The 21136-nt window shown below is 71.1% G+C and carries 19 protein-coding genes; 4 read left to right on the top strand and 15 right to left on the bottom strand.

Translation table 11 applies throughout. The annotated features are described in order from the left end of the window. Positions 1-185: 185 nt before the first annotated feature. From ACFY0I_RS32260 to ACFY0I_RS32220, 9 genes are all read right to left on the bottom strand, one after another. Positions 186-1172, bottom strand: a complete 987-nt coding sequence (locus tag ACFY0I_RS32260; RefSeq protein WP_388902370.1) for an endo alpha-1,4 polygalactosaminidase — start codon at positions 1170-1172, stop codon at positions 186-188. Further along, complete coding sequence (locus ACFY0I_RS32255) at positions 1169-1831, bottom strand: spherulation-specific family 4 protein (protein ID WP_388902368.1); 663 nt, start codon at positions 1829-1831, stop codon at positions 1169-1171. Before ACFY0I_RS32255 ends, ACFY0I_RS32260 begins: the two co-directional genes overlap by 4 nt. Continuing rightward, positions 1828-2733 carry an NAD-dependent epimerase/dehydratase family protein gene (locus tag ACFY0I_RS32250; protein ID WP_388902366.1) on the bottom strand — a complete coding sequence of 302 codons (906 nt, stop codon included), beginning with the start codon at positions 2731-2733 and terminating at the stop codon, positions 1828-1830. Before ACFY0I_RS32250 ends, ACFY0I_RS32255 begins: the two co-directional genes overlap by 4 nt. A 7-nt stretch (positions 2734-2740) precedes the next feature. Beyond that, a complete protein-coding gene (locus ACFY0I_RS32245) occupies positions 2741-3454 on the bottom strand; it encodes an NDP-sugar synthase (RefSeq protein ID WP_388902365.1) in 714 nt (237 codons plus the stop codon). Positions 3455-3536: 82 nt separating this feature from the next. Beyond that, positions 3537-4538 carry a GDP-mannose 4,6-dehydratase gene (locus ACFY0I_RS32240; RefSeq protein ID WP_388902363.1) on the bottom strand — a complete coding sequence of 334 codons (1002 nt, stop codon included), beginning with the start codon at positions 4536-4538 and terminating at the stop codon, positions 3537-3539. A 75-nt stretch (positions 4539-4613) separates the two neighbouring features. Further along, positions 4614-6023: a hypothetical protein gene (locus ACFY0I_RS32235; RefSeq protein ID WP_388902361.1), complete on the bottom strand. Its 1410-nt coding sequence runs from the start codon at positions 6021-6023 to the stop codon at positions 4614-4616. Next, the gene (gene pelF / locus ACFY0I_RS32230) at positions 6020-7717 is read right to left on the bottom strand and encodes a GT4 family glycosyltransferase PelF (RefSeq protein ID WP_388902359.1); all 1698 of its coding nucleotides are present in this window, start codon (positions 7715-7717) and stop codon (positions 6020-6022) included. Before pelF ends, ACFY0I_RS32235 begins: the two co-directional genes overlap by 4 nt. 81 nt (positions 7718-7798) lie before the next feature. Continuing rightward, positions 7799-9934 (bottom strand): hypothetical protein, encoded by a 2136-nt coding sequence (locus tag ACFY0I_RS32225; RefSeq protein ID WP_388902357.1) that lies wholly within the window; start codon positions 9932-9934, stop codon positions 7799-7801. A 400-nt stretch (positions 9935-10334) separates the two neighbouring features. Further along, the gene (locus tag ACFY0I_RS32220; protein WP_281210893.1) at positions 10335-10859 is read right to left on the bottom strand and encodes a hypothetical protein; all 525 of its coding nucleotides are present in this window, start codon (positions 10857-10859) and stop codon (positions 10335-10337) included. Between the two features lie 608 nt (positions 10860-11467). On the opposite strand from ACFY0I_RS32220, the gene ACFY0I_RS32215 reads away from it, so the two are divergent. Next, entirely contained in the window at positions 11468-12169 is a 702-nt protein-coding gene (locus ACFY0I_RS32215) for a M24 family metallopeptidase (protein ID WP_388902355.1), read from the top strand. A gap of 125 nt (positions 12170-12294) precedes the next feature. Here ACFY0I_RS32215 and ACFY0I_RS32210 read toward each other — a convergent pair whose 3' ends face one another. The 3 genes from ACFY0I_RS32210 to ACFY0I_RS32200 all read right to left on the bottom strand — a co-directional run bounded on the left by ACFY0I_RS32210 (position 12295) and on the right by ACFY0I_RS32200 (position 15000). Further along, a complete protein-coding gene (locus ACFY0I_RS32210; RefSeq protein WP_388902353.1) occupies positions 12295-12681 on the bottom strand; it encodes an excalibur calcium-binding domain-containing protein in 387 nt (128 codons plus the stop codon). A gap of 4 nt (positions 12682-12685) precedes the next feature. Beyond that, positions 12686-14287, bottom strand: a complete 1602-nt coding sequence (locus ACFY0I_RS32205; RefSeq protein WP_388902351.1) for a prepilin-type N-terminal cleavage/methylation domain-containing protein — start codon at positions 14285-14287, stop codon at positions 12686-12688. A 68-nt stretch (positions 14288-14355) separates the two neighbouring features. Beyond that, the gene (locus ACFY0I_RS32200; RefSeq protein WP_388902350.1) at positions 14356-15000 is read right to left on the bottom strand and encodes a hypothetical protein; all 645 of its coding nucleotides are present in this window, start codon (positions 14998-15000) and stop codon (positions 14356-14358) included. A 342-nt stretch (positions 15001-15342) separates the two neighbouring features. On the opposite strand from ACFY0I_RS32200, the gene ACFY0I_RS32195 reads away from it, so the two are divergent. Together ACFY0I_RS32195 and ACFY0I_RS32190 are read left to right on the top strand one after the other, a co-directional pair. After that, on the top strand, positions 15343-16518 hold the full coding sequence (locus tag ACFY0I_RS32195) for a hypothetical protein (RefSeq protein WP_388902557.1): 1176 nt from the start codon (positions 15343-15345) through the stop codon (positions 16516-16518). Between the two features lie 320 nt (positions 16519-16838). Next, positions 16839-18830 (top strand): FG-GAP-like repeat-containing protein, encoded by a 1992-nt coding sequence (locus tag ACFY0I_RS32190; RefSeq protein ID WP_388902348.1) that lies wholly within the window; start codon positions 16839-16841, stop codon positions 18828-18830. 179 nt (positions 18831-19009) lie between these two features. Here ACFY0I_RS32190 and ACFY0I_RS32185 read toward each other — a convergent pair whose 3' ends face one another. Continuing rightward, complete coding sequence (locus ACFY0I_RS32185; protein ID WP_388902347.1) at positions 19010-19561, bottom strand: PadR family transcriptional regulator; 552 nt, start codon at positions 19559-19561, stop codon at positions 19010-19012. A 154-nt stretch (positions 19562-19715) separates the two neighbouring features. Further along, positions 19716-20534 carry a prepilin peptidase gene (locus ACFY0I_RS32180; protein WP_388902345.1) on the bottom strand — a complete coding sequence of 273 codons (819 nt, stop codon included), beginning with the start codon at positions 20532-20534 and terminating at the stop codon, positions 19716-19718. On the opposite strand from ACFY0I_RS32180, the gene ACFY0I_RS32175 reads away from it, so the two are divergent. Continuing rightward, positions 20533-20655, top strand: coding sequence for a hypothetical protein (locus tag ACFY0I_RS32175; protein WP_388902343.1), 123 nt, complete (start codon positions 20533-20535; stop codon positions 20653-20655). The two genes, ACFY0I_RS32180 and ACFY0I_RS32175, sit on opposite strands and share 2 nt — an antisense overlap. Before the next feature lie 22 nt (positions 20656-20677). Here the strand turns inward: ACFY0I_RS32175 and ACFY0I_RS32170 are convergent, their stop codons facing one another. Beyond that, positions 20678-21007, bottom strand: coding sequence for a competence type IV pilus major pilin ComGC (locus tag ACFY0I_RS32170; RefSeq protein ID WP_388902342.1), 330 nt, complete (start codon positions 21005-21007; stop codon positions 20678-20680). Positions 21008-21136 lie beyond the last annotated feature (129 nt).

Genomic DNA, 21136 nt, shown 5'->3' with positions numbered 1-21136 from the left:
CCCGGCCCCCTCCGCGGGCCCGCCCGGCGGATTCGGCAGATCCGGCGCGCCGGTGTCGAGGAGCCGGGCGTCGTCCGTGGTTTCCGGGCGGGTGGTAGCGCCTCGCGGCGGGTGACCGCGAACCCTCGCCACCCGCCCCGGCGGCCGAGCCGCCGGGGGGAGAGAACCCGCTGAGGTTCCCTCGTTCAGCAGGGTTTGCGCCAGGTGTCCAGCTCCAACTTCTTCAGCATCGACGACAGTTTGAGGCGGCGCGACTCGCCACAGAATCCCGAGGTGGATCCCTCGTATTCGACGTGGAACACGGCCTTGCCGGCCGCGATGAAAGGGGTGAGCCGGTCGCACTCGTCGAACTGGGCGCACTCCTCGTTGACCGCGAAGTCGAAGTGGTCCACCAGTTGCGGGATCTGCGGCAGGTCGTTCTTGAGTCCGACGGACAGTCCGCGCGCGTGGGCGATCTCCGCGATCATCCGGTTGTAGGCGAGTTGATGGTCGGCGGTCAGCGGGAAACCGGTCTTGTTGCCGTAGCCCTCCATCAGGTCGGGTTCGACCGCGTCGAAGCCCTTGTCGCGGCACATGTCGAAGCGCCGTTCCATGATCGGACGGAGCAGGTCGATCCGCCGGATGTCCAACCACTTCTCGCCCTTCCAGCCGTTGGGCTCCCCGAGGAGGACGGTGGGGAAGGCGGTGTGGTCGGGTCGGAAGTCCTCCCAGGCACCGACGTTGACGTAGCAGATCACCTTGCGGCCGTCCCGGTGCAGCCGGGCCACGTCGGCCGCCGTGTTCTCGAAGCCGTCGATGTCGTACACGGGAACGTCGACCGAGGGGTCGGAGCGGCCGTCGAGCTGCCATTGCCAGGCCAGACCGGGTTGTGGTTTCCAACGGGACGCGGCCTGGTCCCCCGGGGCCGGTGTCGTCCCCGGGGCCGCGGAGCCGGACGGCGTACCGGGCGGGGGCGTCGCGCTCCCCGACGCCGATGGCGGTGACGCGGACGGGGACGGGGGCGCGGAGGAGCCGGCGGGCGGGTCGGGCGCCGGGTCACGGGTCGCCGTGGGCCCGGACGGGTCCGGTGCGCCGTCGTCGTCATCGTCGTCGTTCGCGCCGGAGCAGCCCGTGAGGGCCAGGGCGGTCACGAGGGCCAGGAGGCCCAGGCGGGTCGACAGGGTACGGCTCATCGTTCCATCCCGGGGAGTGCGGGGGTCAACTGTTTCCATGGGTTGGGGAGTTCGCCCGTGACCGGTCCCGATACGGCCGCTCCGCGCTCGCGCGCGGTGCGCACGGCGAGCGGGACCAGTGCTTCGGGCACCCCGTAGACGAGGTGACAGAACCGCTCGGGGGCATGGCGCGCCGTCCAGGCGGGTTGGGTGAACGCCGAGACGTACGTCGACCAGTGGCCCTCGAAGGTGACGGTCAGATCGGCGAGGCGCACGTAACCGGCCGCCGGATGGACGCCCGGGTTCAGGACCACGGGTGTCGCGCCCAGCCGGCGCAGCGAGCGGACCAGGCGGCGGGTGGCGGGAAGTTCCTTCGGCGTCGCGGCCACCCGGTCCAGGAAGGCGCCGTGGGCGCCGTACCACTTCTGGTGGCGGATCATCTCGTGGACGACCTCGGCCGGGCCGCGCTCCCCGTACGCGGTGTCCACGTAGCCGAGGAGGCGGGCGCCGGCGGTGCGCAGGGCGGCCGCTGCCGCGGTGAACGCCGGGTCGGGGCGCTCCCCCGGCCCGTCGCCCGGGTTGATCACCACCCCGTAGGTCGCGGAGGCGCCGGTGATGAGGCGGTGCCAGGCGCCCGGGTCCTCCGCGGGGTGGACGTACAGTGGTACGAGCAGCGTCATGGTGTTCGGGATCCCGCCCCGGTGGCGGCCCACAGCGTGGCGAGCGCGTCGCCGAGCGCGTGGACGGGACGCCAGCCGAGGGCCTCGTCGGCGGCGGTGATGTCGGAGCACTGCCAGGACACCTGGGCCGATCGGGCGGATCCGCCCGAGTCCTCCTCGATCCGGCCGCGGAAGCCCGCTCGCTCGGCCAGGACCCGGACCAGTTCGCGGACCGGCACGGCACGGCCGGCGCCGATGTTCAGTACGGGGGGCAGCGAACCGGGCGCGGTGACCGCGAGGGCCACCGCGTGCGCGACGTCGCGTACGTCCACGAAGTCTCGGTGCGCGGAGAGGTCGCCGAGCCGCAGCACCGCTTCGGGGTCCGTTCCGGCGTCGCGCAACAGGGCGGCGATCCGTCCGGGCAGTCCGCTGGGCGGGGCGCCGGGCCCGACCGGGTTGCCCACCCGCAGGACGACGCCGTCCAGTCCGGAGGAGGCGATGGCGACGGTGCCGGCCAGTTTGGTGGCGCCGTACGGGGTGACCGGACGGGTGGCCGCCGATTCCGCCACCCGGGTGTCGGGTTCGCCGGGCCCGTACTCGGCGGCCGAGCCGAGGTGGACCAGGCGGGCCCGGGGCGCCGCCACCCGGAGGGCGGCGCACAGTACGGCGGGGCCGCGGGCGTTGACCTCGGCCAGCGTCACGGCGTCCCCGCCGGTCGCGCCCGCGCAGTTGACGACCGCGTCGGGTGCGGCCGCGGCGAGGACGCCCGCGAGCCGTTCGGGCCGATCGGCGGCGAGGTCGACGCCGAAGTCGGCGTCGGGTGAGCGACCGCCGTCGAACACCCGCGCGCCCGGGAGGGCGCGCAGGCGGTCGACGACATGGGCGCCCAGGTAGCCGGTTCGGCCCAGGACGAGAATGCGCATGAGGTGGTCAGGCTCCCTTGAGCAGCAAGGACTTGCGGCTGGTGAACTCGGCGTTGGCCCTGTCGTAGTCGTCGGGACGACCGATGTCGAGCCAGTAGCCGTCGAACGCGTAGGACTGCGGGAGGTTCTGGGAGGCCAGCAGGTCCAGTACGAGTTCGTCGAATCCGAGCGGCAGCCCGGGGGTGTAGTGGTCGAGGGTGGAGCGGCTGAGGCCGTAGACGCCCATGGAGACGTGGTAGTCCATGCTGGGCTTCTCGGTGAAGGCCACCACACGGCTGGCGTCGGTGGTGAGCACTCCGAAGTCGATGTGGACCTTTCTCGGGTACGTCGCGATGGTCAGCGGCGCCCCCGATTCCTCGTGCCGGTGCAGCACGTCGGCGTAGTCGAGGTCGGTGAGCACGTCGCCGTTCATCACGAGGAAGTGCTCGGGGAGCCGGTCGCGCAGGTTGAGCAGGGGACCCATGGTGCCGAGGGGGCTCTCCTCCGTGGCGTAGTCGATGTTCATGCCCCACTGGGAGCCGTCGCCGACGTAGGCCCGGATGATCTCGCCCAGGTGGCCGATGGCTATGGTGCAGCGGGTGAATCCGGCCGTAGAGAGCTGACGCAGCACGATCTCCAGGATCGCGTGCTGGTCACCGATGGGCACGAGGGGCTTGGGCAGGGCCGTGGTGTAGGGCCGCAGCCGGACGCCCTTGCCGCCCGCCAGGATCACTGCGTACATGGGTCTCCTCCTTGGATTGCGTGGGGGGACGATGAGTTGAGTGACGTGGGGATGTGTGGATCGTCGGCGGAACGCGTGCGGGTCAGATGTTGTAGATGCCGGTCTTGTAGCGGGCCAGGTTGGCCGGGTCGCGGAAGAACTCGACGGTGTGCGCGAGTCCCTCCTCCAGGGTGTGTTCGGGCTGCCAGCCGGTGGCGGCGGTGAGTCGGCTCGCGTCGGCGACCAGGCGCATGACCTCGGAGGCGGCCGGTCGGATCCGTTCGTCGTCCTCGCGCACCTCGATCGGGACGTCCATGACCTTGCCGATCAGCGTGACCAGGTCGGCGACGGAGATCTCGCCGCCGGTACCGGAGTTGAAGGTGCGCCCCACGACGCGCTCGGCGGGGGCGGTGCCCGCGGCGAGGAAGGCCTGCGCGGTGTCCTTGACGAAGCTGAAGTCGCGGGTGGGGCGCAGGTCTCCGAGGGTGATGACGCGTTCCCCGGCGGCGACCTGGCCGATGACGGTGGGGATCACCGCGCGCATCGACTGGCGCGGGCCGTAGGTGTTGAACGGCCTGAGGGTGACCACGGGGGTGTCGAAGCTGGCGTGGTAGCTGTCGGCCAGCCGGTCGCCTCCCGCCTTCGAAGCGGCGTACGGGGACTGGGTGTTGATGGGGTGGTCCTCGGTGATGGGGACGGTCTGCGCGGTGCCGTACGTCTCGCTGGTCGAGGTGTGCACCAGGCGGGGCGTGCCGAGCGCGCGGACGGCCTCCAGGACGTTGAGGGTTCCGGTGACGTTGGTGTCGACGTAGCTGTGCGGTGCCCGATAGGAGTACGGGATCGCGATGAGCGCGGCCAAGTGGTAGGCGGCGTCAGCGCCTTCGAGGAGCCCTCGGACGGATCCGGGGTCCCGGACGTCGCCGAGGACGATCTCCACCTGGTCGAGGACGTCCGGGGCCAGTGTCTCCAACCACCCGTACGAGGAGAAGGAGTTGTACTGGGCCATGGCGCGGACCCGGTAGCCCCGGGAGACCAGGGCTTCGGTGAGGTGAGAGCCGATGAAGCCCTCGGCCCCGGTGACGGCGGCGAGCGGTGCGGAGGTCAACTGGTGTGCCTTTCCGTTTCGTTGGAAGGTCGTACGGGCGTGCGTGGTGGGCGGGTGTGGCGCCACGCCGGGCCGTCAGGCGTGCCGGGCCGGGCGTCCGAGGATCCACACGGTGCATCCGGCCAGGGCCGCCGCGGCAAAGCCGCAGGCCAGGGTGAGGACCCCCGCTCCGGACGCGGGCGCCAGCAGGGCGGCGGCGCCGGCGGCGCCGGCGGCCGCCAGGCAGATGACCGCCGGCGGCCAGGCCACCCCGAAGGCCTGGAGCAGCAGCGCGGTCCACAGGGTGGCGGCGAGCAGCAGCAGTGCGGCGGGGCCGGCCCCGGTCAGCAGGGCCACGGGCAGCAGGAGCAGGAGGTAGCCGGTCAGACAGAGGCCGAGGACCCCGGCCGACCGCAGCAGGAACCCGGCGGGGGTCGCGGCCGCGCCGAGGGCGGTGACGGACAGGCCGCGGAAGCGGTACAGCAGCCATTCGGCGGGGCCCATGCTCACGGTCAGCGCGATGACGGCGTACGGTTCGGCCCGCCCCTCCAACAGCACGAGCAGCGCCGCCCCCAGACCGAAGAGCCCGTACGGCAACGACCGGCGCAACGGCGGCCGTTCGCCCCCGGCGGCGGCGGCCGGGGCGGCGTACGCGGCGCGCAGCGCCCGGGCGACGGCGGCTCCCGTCGCCAGGAGCGCGGCGGCCGGGAGCCCCGCCCGCAACAGGGTTCCCGGTTCCCACCACGGCAGTACGGCGCCGCCGGCGATGAGCGGGGTGAGCGCGAGCAGGAGGAGTCGCTCGCGTCCCAGGACCAGCAGGATGCCGGCGGCGCCCAGGTAGAGCGACTGGGCGGCGGCGGCTCCGGTGGCCGCCCCGCCACCGCCGGCAGCCGCCGCGGCGGCTGCCGTGGCGAGGGCGGCTCCGACGGGCGTGCCGATCAGCAGCGTGCGGGCGGCCTCCCGCTGTCCGGCCACCATCCTCAGGTAGGCCCGGTGTCCGAGGGCCTGGCCCCAGGCCCAGGAGACGATGCCCGCGACGACGAGCCCGGTGGCGTGTCGGCCCGGGTTCCAGAGCGGGGCGGTGAGCAGGTAGGCCAGCCCGGGCAGGGCGAACAGCAGACCGCGCAGCAGGCACCGTACGGTGTCGGGCCGCCACGGGTCCGGGGTACGGGCGGGCTCCGGGAAGACCCGGGGCACCCGCTCGTACAGCGCCGCCGCCAGGGAGAAGATGTTGGGGTGTCCGTAGCGTTCCCGGATCACCTCGGCGGAGAGGCCTTCGGCCTCCAACAGGGCGGCCACCTCGTACGGGTGGACGGCCGGGCCGACGCGGTCGGCCAGTTCGGCGGCGAGCTGGTTGACCGCCTCCTCGTCGGGGCCGGGCAGCCTCAGGGTCAGGGTGGTTTCCGCCCACAGCCTGCGGGGCGGACGCGCGGCGGTGTCCGCCAGCCTCAGCGCCAGCGTGTCCTGGTTGGTTCCGCCGGGTTCGAGTGACATGGGCCCGCTCATCCGGCGCGGCTCCCCGTGCCGGTGGCCGCGGAGATGCCGGCCTCGTGTGCGGGTTGCGCGCCGGGGTCCTGGGCCCACGAGGGCGGTACGGAGGGGCGGGCCCGTTCGTAGCGGCGCGAGCGGCCGTCGGCGACGGACACGGCGGTGAGGACCACGGGCGCCGGCGGCGCGGTCGCGGGCTCGGGTGTGCGTACGTCGGCGGTCGCCCGGACACGCGGGACCCGGGTGAGGCTACGGGTGCGCGGGGTGCGGTCGAGTTCGGGGAGTTCCAGATAGATGGAGCGGAAGGTGTCGATGGTCTGGCGCAGGGTGAACTGTTCGATGACCCGCAGCCGGGCCGCCTCGCCCATGTCGGCGCGGCGCCGGGGGTCGCCCAGCAGTTCCAGGGCGGCGTCGGCCATGGCCTGCGGATCGCGCGGCGGGACCACCAGGCCCGCCTCGCCGACCGCTTCGCGTACGCCGCCCACGTCGGTGGACACCGTCGCCCGTCCGCAGGACATGGCCTCGATGAGGGTGAACGGGAAGCCCTCACTGATGCTGGACAGCATCACGACGTTGCCGGCCGCGTAGGCGTCCTTGATGTCGTCGACCCGGCCCTCGAAGGTGACCGCGTCGGCGTGTCCGAGGTCACGGGCAAGGGTCTCGCACCGCTCCCGGTAGGCCTCCCCGCCGCGCGGGGTCCCGCCGAACAGGCGCAGTCGGGCATCGGGCACGCGTGCGCGGACCAGGGCGAAGGCCCGGATCAGGGTCTCCAGGTCCTTGATCGGGTCGACCCGGCCGGCCCAGCTGAGGGTCGGTGCCTGCGGTTCCGGCCCGGCGGGCGGGAAGGCCGCGGGGTCGACGCCGTTGTAGACGGTACGGATGGCCTGCGGGTCGGCGCCGCCCTGTTCCTCCCACAACCGGTTGTAGCGGTTGCCGGGGGTGACGAGGGCGGCCCGCCTGTAGCTCTCCTCGGCGAGCAGCCGGAAGAAGCCGAGGACGACGGCCTTCACCGGCCAGCGGTAGGGCGCGGTGCGGTAGCCGAGGTAGCGCTCGCGCAGGTAGACGCCGTGTTCGGTCAGCAGCAACGGGACCCCGTGCCGCTCCAGCGCGGCGAGTCCCGGGAGTGCGGCGACGCCGCCGCTGACCGCGTGGGCCACGCCGTGCTCCGGGAGCGGGGCGGCCAGGGGCCGCAGGGCGTGTTCCAGCAGGGAGGTCGCGGTGAGCGCGTCGTGCAGGGTCGGTCGGGCCTCGCGCACGGCGTACCCGGGGCGGTTCCAGACCGCCGCGAGGACGGCGATGGCGTGGTCGCTCCGCAGGAACGGACTCAGTACGCCATCGGCGGCGGCCCGCGCCATCGTGTAGAGCGCGGGGGCGAACCCGGCTTCGGCGCAGGGGTCGAGGAGGGCGGTCAGGAACTGTTCGTAGGCGCCGGACAGTCGGCGGTGGCCGCGCCCGCGGGGGGCGCGACCCTCCGGGGCGGGGCCCCACATCGGGACGGTGCTGACGCCCAGGACGTGCCCGGGCAGGTCCCAGACCAAGGGTTCGCGGCCGGTGCCGGTGACGGCTATGACCTCGAAGTCGACGTCAGGCATGCCCTGGACGAGTTGATCGCACCAGACGCTGACGCCGCCGTGACTGTGGGGATAGGTGCCTTCGGTAAGGAGGGTGACGTGCGTCGCATGCCGTCGGCGCGCGCCGTGGTGAACGTGCATGGGTGGGCTCCACGGCCAGTGTGGTGGGGGTGGTCGGACCGGTCCGGGCCGCGGAGGCGGCCCGGACCGGCGGACGCGGGTTCAGCGCCGGGCGGTGTCCTCGGCGCCCTCGCGCACGGCCGGCGGGACGGGCGTGCCGGGTGCCGGCGCCGTCGCGGGTGCCGGGTGGGCGGCGGCCACCGCGGACGGGGCCGCGGGCGCCGACGACGGCAGGGTGAGGGTGAGCGGCGTGCCGGTCGAGGCGGTCCAGCCGGAGACCCGGCCCGCGTAGGGGGTGCCGTAGGCGGCGCCGCCCCGCTGGGTGCCGGTGGGCAGGCTCGCGGTGACGTCGAGGCCGCTGGGTGCCAGGACGGTGACGGTGTCGCCCACCCGGTGGGCGGTGACCTGGCCCGCCTGGACGGCGCTCTTCCAGGCGCCGCGGCGCTTCAGTTCGACGCCGATGTCCCGCATCCGCTCGTTCACCAGCGGGGTGTTGGCCGCGAACAGCGCGTCGTAGCCGTCGACGACCCCGCTCAGCACCGGGTAGGCGAGGCGTTCCTCGGCCAGGTTGGACTGGTGGATGAAGTGCGGCTTCGGGTCGTTGGCGAGCACGTGCCCGAGCGCGGTGCCGATCTCGGTCGGCACGATCCGGGTGGCGTAGCCGGTGGTGGTGTCGAGGGGTGCGGTGAGGCAGGTGGTGGTGTCCGCGTGGTCCTCGCAGATGCCGCTGCCGCCCTGGGCCCGGGAGGTGTAGATCCAGTTGTACTCGTCCACCGCTTCGGCGGCCGTGCCGACGTTGTAGTAGACGTTCATCGGGTAGCGGGCGACGGTGGAGGCCGAGCCGATCTGGCGCTGCTCGGGGTCGCGGGAGTTGTCCGAGGCGAGCCACTTGACGCCGTTGCCGGTGAGGGAGGGCGCCAGGTTCGGGTTGTCCTGCGGCTGTTGGGGCAGGACGGCCATGCCCGAGTGTTCGCCGGTGACCAGTTCGTCGTTCTGCAGGGGCAGTCCGAAGTTCTGGCCCCAGACCCGGTTGAGGGCGATCTCGTCGTCGATGGCGTTGCGGCTGATCCACTTGGTGGAGCCGTTGGCGTTGGTGGCGCACCGCCAGGGCACCACGCCGGTGTCCTGCTCGCAGCCGAGGAAGGCGTGCGTGTAGGTGTGGTTGATCCAACGGAATTGGGCGCGGTCGGCCTGGAGCTTGTCGGCCAGTGCGTCGACGCCGTTGTTGTCCTCGCGCTGGTCGAGGCTGCCGGCCCCGTTGTAGACCATGTCGAGCGTGATGCCCCGTCCGGCCTGCCAGGTCCTGGCGTACTCGGCGTCGGCGGCGGTCATCCGGATCGGGTTGGGCGTGCCGGCGCCGGCCGCGCAGTCCACGTCGCCGGGGGTGCAGTTGAGCTGGGTGTCCCAGCGGTCGTCGGCTGCGAACACGTCGTCGACGTGGACGGAGAAGTAGTTGCGGGAGGCGCCCAGGTGCACTCCGCCGGTCATCCACTCGACGATGCCACGGGCCAGCAGTCGGTACTGCTGCTGGTAGCGGTTGTAGACGAAGGTCACGACGAGTTCGCGTCGCCCGTCGTGCCGGTACTCGCCGACCAGCGAGCCGCGCCGGGCCGTGCCCGGGATGGGAGCGTCGACGTACGTGGTGAAGTCCGCTCCGGCGGCGGGCTGTGCGAGGTAGGCGTAACTCTCTCCGACCGTGGGCGAGTTGTCCTCGAAGGGCACCGCCCCGTCGAGGTAGCCGAACGGGCCCGCCTGACCGGCGGCGGTGACCGCGGCCCGGACTCCGTCGACGCTGCCCGCGTACCCGCCGGGGACGAAGTACTGGAGGCCGACCTGGGGTCGGGCGTAGGTGTAGGCGTCGACCTGCGGGATCGCGTACGTCTGTTCGTAGGCGGCCAGGGCCGTCATCTCGGCGGAACCCGCCGCGAAGGGGTTGTCGTTGGGCAGGACGACCGCCTGGTACTTGGCGCGCGGCCGGCCGTCCACGGTGTCGGCCAGGAAGGCCGGGTCGATGGTGGGCCGGTCCGACCGCGTGAGGTCGACCTGCGTATACGGCGTGCCCGCCGATTCCAGCTCGGCCGCGATGGCCTGGACGGCCGGACCGCCGTCGGTCACGACCAGAACGCGCAAGTCCACGCGCGGTGTTGTGGTGTCGGCTTGTGCCGTGCCGGCCGGCAGGCCGAAGGCTGCGATGAGCGCGCCCACCGATAACGCGGCGGTGCGTATGCTTCGCTTCATGCGGTGTTGTCCCCTCCCCGGGCAGGGGGCAGCGCGGCTCGCACGAAGCGGACGCCCCCCAAGTGCGCGACGCCGGTGTCCCCCTCAGAAACCAGTCGTCGACGCATCCGTCGGGTCACATAGTGATGCACCTGTGTAGCTTTCGTGGGGATGTCGCGAAAACCGACGGAAAAACACAGGTAACCAACTGGACTCGATCGGGGTTGAGTTGCCCTTCCACGCCGTTCTGTCGCCCCATGCGCCGAGGCTCCGGTCGGCCTTGGGCGCCGGTCCGGAGCCGGGTGGGGCATCGGCGGACCGAGTCGGCCCGCCGACGCCCCGCCCTGATGGTTCGGACCACGTCACCGATGGGATCCAGCAGTTTCAAGCCACCGCTCGGACGGGGAACCGGAACCGGGCGTCAGGCGCAGAGCACCCTGGTCTCGGGCGTGTACACGGGGCCGGCACTGGTGCTCGAACTGTCGCTGAACTCGGCGTAGTAGTAGGAGTAGAAACCTATGTTGCCGTTGCAACCGGAGTCGGCGGCCACCTGGAGGGTCAGGGTCACGGTGCGGCTCTGACCGGGAGCGATCGTCGCGCCGTAGTTGCCGCCGAGGTCGGACGGGCCGACGCCGGAACAGGAGGCGGCGCCGGTCGGGGTCGCCACGCTGCACCCGGTGAAGCTGTACTTCAGGTCCGCGCGCTGGGTGGTGAGCCAGGTCGGCGCGATCGACTGGTAGACGAACCAGATGTCGTAGGTCTTGTTGTTGGTGAGCGTCATCGAGAGGTTCACCGTGCCGCCGGGGGTGACGGTGGCGGCGTTCGTGGTGAACGTCAGGGCGGCCGGCGCCGGGTCGGCGCTCGCCGCGGGGGCGAGTCCGAACAGGGCCAGGACGAAGGCGAGGACGCCGGCGAGGCCGAGGCGACTCTTCAGAGGTGATCGCATGGCCCGGGAGGCTAGGACGACGGCTCGCGCGCCGTCTGCCCCCAGCAGGCGCACGCGGGCGCGGAACGGCCAGAAGTGTGCGCCCCGTGAAGGCTCTCCGGCGAACCTGTGAGCAATGACCACGCACCGTGTACGACCAGCCCACGCACGGTTCACGAGGGGGCGCGCGACGACCGGCCGCGCCGAAGCGCCCCGGGCGCGGGAATGGCGCGTACATAACGTCGCCAAGGTGCGGAATACCGGACACCGGTTGCCCCTCCGTGCCGCCCGAGGCGCCCGAGCCGCGCGGGCCGAGCCGTTGCGGCCGGATCGGACACCGCAGCGGGGGGGCGGCGGCGTGATCACCGTTGTCGCGCCCGCTGCCCCTGTACGACGGACCAGCGCAGGCTGCCCATATCGGGCGAGCACTGGATGATCAACCGGTGATGCCGCGCAGGCAGACGCTGTTAGGTTCGGCCAGGCCGTCAGGGCTCCCCCTTGACGCCGGTCGATCACCACCCCCGCCTCGGACCCGCTCCGGCGCTCCACGGCCGGTTCGGGCGCCGGCCCGGACGCCGGCGGGCGCGGCAGCAAGCGGCGCGAGCATGGGCTCACAGCAAGGACACACGATGGCGACGTTGGACCGGATGGACGTGGGGCTGCGGGCCCTGCACCTGCTGGAGGGCCAGCGCATGGCGCAGCGTCTGTTCGCGCACGTGATGGCCACTCAGGTGATCAAGCCCGGGCGCAGCGAGGAGGAGGTCGACAACCGCATCGCCCTGATCGCCCGGGAGGTGTTCGGCGTACGGGCGAGCCGGGTCCGCCGTAGGTTCGTACGGTCGTGGCCGAGCACCGTGGTGGGCGGGCAGTGGCCGGAACGGGTCATCGGCGCGCAGGACCTGGTCGTACTGGACTTCGAGGCGCTGTTGGCCCCGTACGAGACGGGCTTCGCCCGGACCGTGGCCCTGGGCGACGCCCTTGTGCGGCGCCGCCTCGTGCACGACCTGGCCACCGTGGCCTCCGGCGCCCGGGATGCCTTCCGGGCCGACGCGTCCATCACCGGCCGCGAGCTGTACGCGAAGGTCCGCGGCCTGGCGGCCGGGGCCGGCCGGAATCTGGCCGCCCGGCATTGCGGTCGGCTGACCGGCCCCGGGCCCGCCGCGCATGCGCAGGGGACACGGCCGGAGGACTTCATCGGTCCGGACAACGATCGCCCCTTGCGCCGGACGCTGGAGGAGGGGCGGCGGGCCCACTGGATCCTTCAGATCCACCTCGTCGACGAGCACCGTGGCCCCGCCGCCGTGCACACGGAACTGCTCGACCTCGTCTGACCGGCCGGTGGTCCGTGCGGACCTTCCGGGCCCACGTGCTGCCGGCGGGTGGGCCGGCGGGATTTTCGGACGTATGCGGCGAGCACCGGCACACGCTCGCAGCCGAGGCTCGAGTTCCACCGTCGCTACGTCGGCGGCGGTTTGATCGGCTCGATGATCGGCGCGCCGTCCACGTCGGTCATGAAGTCGCGGTGGACCGGCTTCTTGTCCGTCGGTTTGGGAAGGTTCGGGCACGCGAGGCCGTCGCCGTCCCGGTCGAGTCCGTTCGGGTCGAGTGCGTCCGCCCGCAGCACCGCTTGCGCGTCGGCCTGGCTCTTGAAGGCCTCGCAGTCGACCACGTGCCCCTTGTTGACATAGGGAGCGACGTCGAACGTGGGCCCCGGAGCCTCATGGCCGGCGCACGCGGTCAGCATGATCGCCGCGATCGCCCCGACCGCCGCGACGGAGGTACGACGACCCGGTCGTAGCCCGCGATCCCGGCTCTTGTGGAGGTTGCGTGACTGCTCTGGCATGGTCCTAGGCCGATCCTGTCCGGAACACCGCGACCGTTGCGTCCGCCGGATTGAGCGCGTACAGCTTCGACGTGGTGTTGTTCACGGCCAGCGCGCCGAAATGGCGAGGCTCGCCGAGCGTGGCTTGCGTCAGCAGTGTGGTGCCGTCGGTCACCCCGAGGCCGCCGGGCGCGACCTGCTTGCCGGTCTGCGCGTCGGTGGCGTACAGCTGCGCGCTGAAGACCCTGTTGAAGTTCTTCAGCACGGCGAGCTTGTGCGCCGTGTTCCCCATGGCATTCGAGCCTCTGCAGGCCGGCGCCTGCCCGGTGACCGTCTTCCCTTCCATTCGGCTGATGCGGCCACCGAAAGCGCCGCATTCCGGTGACGATCCGCCGCCGGCATAGATGAAGACCGCCGCCGCCGAGGCACTGTAGACCGCGTACTGGGCACCGTAGGGCGCCTCCGGCAGTTCGTCGATCGTCGTTGAACCACCGTCGCCGGGATTGATGACGATCGTCGTCCCGACCGCCCTCGTACCGTTGGGGCTCTTCAGGTCCTCGACACACCTACCGGCGAGGAGGTAGACGAGGTTGCGGTTCGGATCGAAGGCCGTGATGCCACGGGCGGAGTTGGGCGTGAAGTGCCCGTGGCCGGTAGTGCTGCTGTTGCACCCCGACTTCGTCGGGAACTCCGCCACGACCCTGGCCTGATGGGTCTGCGACGAGATGGCGTAGAGACCGATGTTGAGGCTCACGCCTTTGCCCATGCCCTGCTTCGCGAAGTACACCGCGTGGCGCGCGGTGTCGAAGGAGAAGTTCATGCTGCCGCTTATGTACGCGAGTCCCGCGGAAGGCAGAGGGACCGGTGTCGCCGTCGAGGTACCGGCCGCGATGTAGGCCACCGCCGAATTGACGTCCGAACCGCCTCCGACGTAGACCTCGCCGTTCTCGGGAGAGACGGCCAGACCGCCGACCTTCGTCGTGTAGCCGCTGACGCGGGTCACTTGATTGCCCTTGGCCGTGTCGATGATCGCGACGCCTCCCGTACCCCCGACGTAGACCTGCCCCGTGTTGGGGTTGACCGCGATCCGGTCCGGGCTGGACACGGCGCCGGAGACGTCGATCGGAGCACCGATCGCCTTGTCCGTCCGGCCGTCGATCACGGTGACGCTGTTGCCGACGCTGGACGCGACGTACACGCGGTTGGTCTTCTCATCGACCGCGACGTCGGCCGGACCCGCGCCCACCCTGATCGTGTCCTTCGCGCCCTCCGTCGGTGAGGTGTCGTACAGCGTGTACGACGACTTCGCACCCCGACCGCACTTGTTCTCCTGGCCGACCGTCAACAAGTTGTAGACCGGCTCACCGGCCAGCAGCCCGGCGGTCTTCAGATCCTCGATCGTCCCGTAGTGTCCGTGCTTCGCACAGAAGGACTCCTGCGCTGTTCGTAGGGTCGCCGCGTCCGCGGCGACCGCGCTTCCGCGGCCCTTGTCGCCGATGCCCCTGACGGAGACCACCACGATGGCGGAGAGGACGCCCAGGATCACGATGGTCACGAGCAACTCGATGAGCGTGAAACCGTCCTGGCGTCTCGTGTGCAGGGGGAACAGGCGATGGTCCGGTGTCATGGCAGTCGGGGCTTCCTTCGATCGATGGGTCAGGTTCAGCCCGAGCGCACACGCGGGCTCTTTCCGCGTCACGGTGTTCCCCGTCGCACGGGCTCGACGTCCTTGGGCCCCGGCAGGTCTCGGCACGCAATGCCCTTCCGGTCACCGTCGAGTTGATTCGGATCGGCCGGCGCGAAGCGCAGGACGGCCTGCGCGTCCGCTTGGCTGGCGAAGTCCCGGCAGTCGTAGGCGTCGTTGCCGTAGCGCACGAAGTAGCGAGCCTCGAAGGCGCGATCCGGCTGTGGGCAGAGCCCACTACGGATGTCGCGCGGACCGCACGTGAACTGCTGCGCGATCCGGGGAACCGGTGTGGTGTCTCGCGGTTCCGGCAATCCGCGGCACGCGACGCCCCCTCCGTCATCGAGGTGATTCGGATCGCCGGGGTCGGCCCGCAGCACCGCCTGGGCATCCGCCTGATTGGCGAAACCCAGGCAATCGAAGGCGTCGCCGTGAGTGAGGAATTCCTTGACGTCGAAGGGCTTGTTGTTCGGGCAGAGCCCGCTGCGCGGGGTTCCCGGCGTGCACCACTCGCGCTCCGGCCTCTGGGCCTGGGCCGGTGCGTCCGACCCGCCGCGCACGAACAGCACAACGCCGAGCGCCACCGCGAACACCGCGAGGACCACCACACCACGCCTGATCGCGCGCGAGCCCGACAGCCTGCTCAACACTGCCATACCACGCCTCTGCCCATCGTGCCGCCAGCCCCTTCTTCGCGTCCCGCAGCGGGCTGACGACATGCGTCCGCCAGGCCCGTCGCCGTCTGGATACGTGCATTACATCCACAGCGCGTGAGGTTGTCAACGATTGACTACTGGCGTTCCGCGTGAGCACCATCTAGGCGCGTGCGGCACCTTCATGCCGGAAACCTCGCAGATGCCCATGAGTTTCCGGCATTTGCCTGATCCCACCAGCAGGGTGCCCCTCCGGCAGCCGCCGCCCACCAGATCGACTAGGAGTAGCAGATGCACATAAGGTCCAGCCGCGCTCGAAGCGTTCCGCACTCCGGCCGCACCGCGATGCGACGGGTGCGGAACGCGTTCGCGGCGGGTGCCCTCGCGACGGCGCTGATCGCCGCCGCGGCACCGGCAGCGTTCGCCACGACGGATTCGGAGGTGGGTGTCGCGAACAACATGTATCCCGCCCTGAAGGACATGAAGAGTCACATCGCGACGACCAAGTCGTTCACGCCGTTCACGGCGAACACCGCATCGCAGATCGGCGGGTTCTGGAACAAGCCGGCGATCGACACGTCGACGATGCGCGGAATCACCTCGGGAAGCCTGCGGCAGCAGCTGAAGAGCGCCGGCCCCTACACCACGTGCAATCCCTCCTCCTCGAACAACTGCCTCAACGGGCCTTTGCACATCGACGCGTTCCTGTCGGCGGACGAGGCCAACGTGGACGCGGTCATCCCGACCTCGGCCGGCGGAACGTGCGTGGCGAGCGCGAGCGTCGAGTGCAACGGCGACCCCGGATCCAAGCATCTCGTAGCGGTCGGGCGCCTGGCGATCTACAGCTGTAACGGCAGCTGGGCAGGTTCGACCAAGGGCGATGACCCGTCCAACGCCGGAAGCCCGCCGTTGGCGTTCGGCGCGGACGCCAACGGCAGCGGCAACGGCAAGGCGCAGTCGCCTCGCTGCGACGCGTCGCCGGTCTCCGGCGGCGCGCCCACGACGATCCCGGGCGTGGTGACCTGGCTGACGACGAGTGGGAACCGGATCGCGGTCGCCGACCCGGCTTCCGCACCGTTCGGCGCGGCGTCCAAGCAGGCGCTGGTACAGAACGGGTTCACGTGGACCGACAGCGGGGCGGGCCAGAACGTGTTCCGGGGAAGCGCGTGCGACAGCGCGGGCACGGCGTGCAAGGTGCGCCTGGAATCGGGGATCAGCCAGGTCCGCGGCGCGGTGACGGCGAACGCCGGCGGCAACACCCAGCTCGGCCTTGTCGCGAAGTCGAACGTCGTGAGCGTGAGTTGGACGTCCAGTTCACTGAACGGCACCACGGCCAATGACCCCAACACGTGGACCGACGTCAGTCCGAGCGCGTACTCCGGCTACGGGGCCATCGAGCAGTACGGCATCGCCCTGACCGGCGGCCACGCCGGCGCCGCGACCGCCTGGAGCGACCTGTTCAACAACGATTGGGACCTCGACGCCAACATCCAGGGAACCCTCGCCGCCTACGGCTACTAGGCCCGGAACACTGGGCAACGGGCCGTCGGTCAGGCACGAACAACGCCCGCCGGCGGTCCCGGCCCGGCGATCCCCGTCGCCGCGCCCCCTGCCCATCGACGGCAGAACTGCCGGAACACGCGCCCCGCAGGACGCATGACGCGCATCGCTCAGGCCGCCCGCGTCGTCAATGGCTGACCGGCCGAGTCGATCGGCCGGCGTCATCCCGCCCTGAATTCCCACCGGATCGGTGACGACCGGCACGACATGTCGCCGATCGACGGCCGTCATGCCGGCGTCACCCGTTCCTACGCGTCAGGCCCTTAGGAGGGTCCTCACCCATGCACAGATCACCACGTCGGCACCTCACTCCGAACGCCCTCCCGGTCGCGGTCACGCGCGGGCGGCCACGTCGTCTCCCGGCCCTCGTCCTCGCGGTGGCGACCGTCGTCATGGTCGCCACCCCGGCCTCGGCGACCGGCGCGAACACGACCGGCTTCGGTACCGCTGCGCACCTCGACGACAACGGTCGCGGCAGCTCCGCCGTCGCGGTCGGCGATCTCAACAACGACGGGAAGCCGGACCTCGTGACGGCGATCCGCACCGAGGGCCTGGGCGTGTTCCTCGGCTCGGGTGGTGGCAGCTTCGGCGCCGTGACGAAGTACGCGGCACCTCAGACCGGATTCTCGAACCTCTTCCTCACCTCGGCGGTGATCCGCGACCTCAACGGCGACGGCCACCAGGACGTCATCAGCCAGGACGCGCGCGGCAACGTCGCTCTGGTCTGGCTCGGCGACGGCTCCGGCGCCCTCGGCGCGGGAGCGGCGGTACACCTCAACCCGACGCCCGGGTGCGACACCACGGGCGACAACCCGTGTGTCGTGCGCTTCCCGATCGACGTCGCCGTGGGCGACTTCGACGAGGACGGCAAGCCGGACCTCGCGACGTCCAACCCGAACACGAACAACGCCGCGGTCGTGCTCGGCAACGGGGACGGCACGTTCGGCGCGGCGACACGGTTCGCGCTGAACGGCGGCACCGGCCCGCAGGGCATCGGGGCCGCCGATCTCAACGGCGACGGCCATCTGGATCTGGTCACGTCGAACTCGTCGGCCGGCACCCTCTCCGTGCTCCTGGGCGACGGAGACGGGGGCTTCGGCACGGCGTCGAGCGTCTCGGCCGGCATGACGCTGCCTTCCAAGGTCAGGCTCGCCGACGTCAACGAGGACGGCAAGCAGGACGCCGTCATCGTGGCGCCCGGTACGCCGGGGCGCGTCGCCGTCCTGCTCGGCGACGGCGCGGGCGGGTTCGCCGCCGCGAACCTCCTGTCGGCGGGGTCGAACCTCACCTCCGCGTCGGTGGCCGACCTGAACGGCGACGGCCACGTCGACCTGGTCGTCTCCAGCTCCGGCACGAGCGAGGTCGTCGTGTTCGAGGGCGACGGCACGGGCGCGTTCGGCGGCCCGCTCGCCTTCGGGCTGAACGGCGGTACCAACCCGTATGCCGCAGCGGTGGCCGACCTCAACGGTGACGGGCGCCCCGATGTCGTCACGGCCAACAGCAACAGCTCGGCGACGTTCGTCAAGGACGCCTCGGTGCTGCTCAACGCGACGAACCGGACGCCGACGGCCGCGAACGACTCGTACGACCACGTCGGGGCGGACACCCCGCTCGTCGTCGGCGCTCCCGGTGTCCTCGGCAACGACACGGACCCCGACGGCGGCACGCTGACGGCGACGGTCGTCACCGCGCCGACGCACGGCGCCCTCACGCTCGGCCCGGACGGCTCGTTCACCTACCGGCCCACCGGCGCCTACGTCGGAAGCGACACCTTCACGTACAAGGCGACCGACGGCACCGTCGACTCGAACATCGCGACCGTGACGATCAACGTCTCGACCGGCTGCAACGGTCTCGCCGCCACGATCACCGGCAACGGGACCGTGAACGGCACGAGCGGCGCCGACGTGATCGTGACCGGCAACGGGAACGACAGTGTCAGCGGGAACGGCGGCAACGACACGATCTGCACGTTCGGCGGCAACGACGCCGTGTCGGGCAACCACGGCAACGACACCGTCGACGGCGGTGACGGCAACGACGCCATCAGCGGCGGTGACGGCACGGACGCCGTCAAGGGCGGGGCCGGCAATGACGCGCTCTCCGGTGGCAACGGCAACGACACCGTGGTCGGTGGCGCCGACAGCGACACCCTGTCCGGCGGTAGCGGCGCGGACGTCTGCGCCGGCGACGCCCATGGCGGTCCGACGCTCCCGGGCACGGATGCGATCGCGGTCGGCGGCTCCTGCGAGACCGTCGTCGAGGTGCCGTAGCCGACGACCCGTTCCCGGCTGCTGCCTATGACACGCTGATGTGCGAGAAGGGCTCGGCGATCGCGATGACGCGATCGCCGAGCCCTTCTTGGTCCTGCCGTCCGCTACCGATCGGATCGGGTCGTGGCGCGCGCGGCGTTGACGTGGACGCCGGGGGGAGGATGACCACGAGCGTCACGTCAGCGGGTCTTGACGGTCGGCTGCGTCGAGTCGACGTCGACGGCGTCGAGAAAGCGGCGCGCGGCGTGGACGTGTTCCAGCCGCAGGGCGTAGCTCGCGCGGGCGATGTGGTCGCCGGCGGCGTCCTCCTTGGCGCGCAGCGATTCCTCGATCTCGTCGATGACGACGCGCTGCCGCTCGACCAGGCGGGCCGGGCTGGTGCCGCGGCGCTGGAGCAGCAGAAGCTTGCACGTGAGCTCGGCGCGGACGTCGAACAGTTCCGTCACGGGTTCGCTGAGCCACCGGCTGACCGTCGTCTTCGCCGAGCGGGTGGCGGCGTGGATCATGCGCTGCGGTCCGCGGTCGCTTTCCTCGGCGCCGACCGGCGTGATCAGTTCGCGCTCGACCAGCCGCGTGATCGACCGGTAGACCATGGGTCGCGAGATGTACCAGAACTCACCGATCTCTGCGCCCTCCGCGGTGAGGGTGGCGATGGCGAAGCCATGGCTGGGTCGTTCGGCCAGGAGTGCGAGCACGATCCATTCGGCCAGTGGCAGATCAGGTTCCTTCATAGCGACAAGAGTAAGGATCGCCGATGGTATTCGCGATGCCGGCCGAGCCCGATGCCAAAAGGCTCGGCGTGGGCGCCGGATCCCGGGAGAACACACCGATCGGTCCGGCGGGCGGCGCACGAGGGATCCGTCGTCCGGCCCTGGCGGTGAGGGTTCAGTGGCGAACCGGCGTGAGCACCGCACCCGGCGCGTACAGGTCGCTCAGGCTCTCGTACCAGTGGATGACAGGCGCGCCCACGAGGATGGCGGCGATGGCGCCTGCGGCGAGGAACAGGCCGAAGGGCAGGCGGGTTCGGCGGGTCGCTCGCCCCGCCGCGATGAGCGCGATGCCCACAGCCAACCCGGCGACGCTGCCGGCCAGCAGCGCGAAGACGAGGTACCACGGACCGAGCCAGCCCAGCCCGGTACCGAGCAAGCCGGCCAGGCGCACGTCGCCGAATCCGAGCCAGGCCGGCCGCGCCCGGTACAGGGCGAAGAAGACGGCGAACCCGCCCACTGCGCATGCCGCGGTCACGCCGAGCCGGTGCCACTGGCCGGTGGCCGCCGCGGCCGTGAGCAGGCAGGCGGCGGTGAGTCCGAGAGTCGGGTAGATCAGCCGTCGAGGGAGCAGGAACTGTTCCGCGTCGCAGGCGGCCAGGGCCAGTAGTCCTGCGGTGAATACCAGGGCGGCCGGCAGCGTTTCCGACCAGCCGAAGCGAACTGCCTCGGCGGCGAAGAGGAGCCCGGTGAGCGCTTCGATGAGCGGATAGCGCCCGGGAATCGGAACCCGGCAGGCGCGGCAGCGCCGGCCCAGCAGGAGCCAGGACACGACGGGGATGTTGTCCCGGGCCGCGATCGGCGTGGCGCATCCCGGGCAGGCGGAGCGGGGCCGCAGGACCGATCGGCCGGCCGGCACGCGGGATACGGCGACGTTGAGGAACGATCCGACCGCGAGCCCCAACAGGCCGATAATTATGACAAATGTGGATGACATGGGCGTCATGGTGCCGTACCGGATGTTTCCCGTCACCATCCGGTCGCCGAACACGCTCGGCCGGGTGGCGCTTCCGCTGCCACCCGACCAACGCGATCACTGGACGATCGGCGACGGGTGAAGCCTGAGTGAGAAACCCCGCATCAGGGGGTGGTCGCGCAGGCCCTACCGGCGATCGGCGTGGCGACGGACTTGGTGAGGTCCGTTACCTCGTGCCACTCCGAAACGGTGGACAGGAGCCCGGCCTTGTAGAGGTCCTCCACGGTGGCGTACTTGTTGTTGTTGGCGAAGTACGCCTCTTCCGCGGTCTGGATCGTGGCCTTGTCGGCCTTGCACGCCACGCCCTGACCCTTGTCGTTGATGCCGCTGACGGAGAAGACGACGATGGCGGACAGGATGCCGAGGATCACGATGACCACGAGAAGCTCGACGAGCGTGAAGCCGGCTTCCGCGTTCTCGGTCCGTGCACGCATTCGCTGACGCAACGCGCCTTGCAGGTTTGTGAACATCTTTCTCCATCTACAGCGACCGGTCCAGGTGAACCGAGCGTTAGTAACAGCCTGATTAATCAGCGGTAGACTACTGAGCAGGTGATGGACTTA

The sequence above is a fragment of the Streptomyces sp. NPDC001568 genome, from assembly GCF_042893755.1.
Lineage (GTDB): Bacteria > Actinomycetota > Actinomycetes > Streptomycetales > Streptomycetaceae > Streptomyces.
Note: the sequence above shows the minus strand (reverse complement) of the source record. Positions and strands in the feature narration are given on the sequence as shown.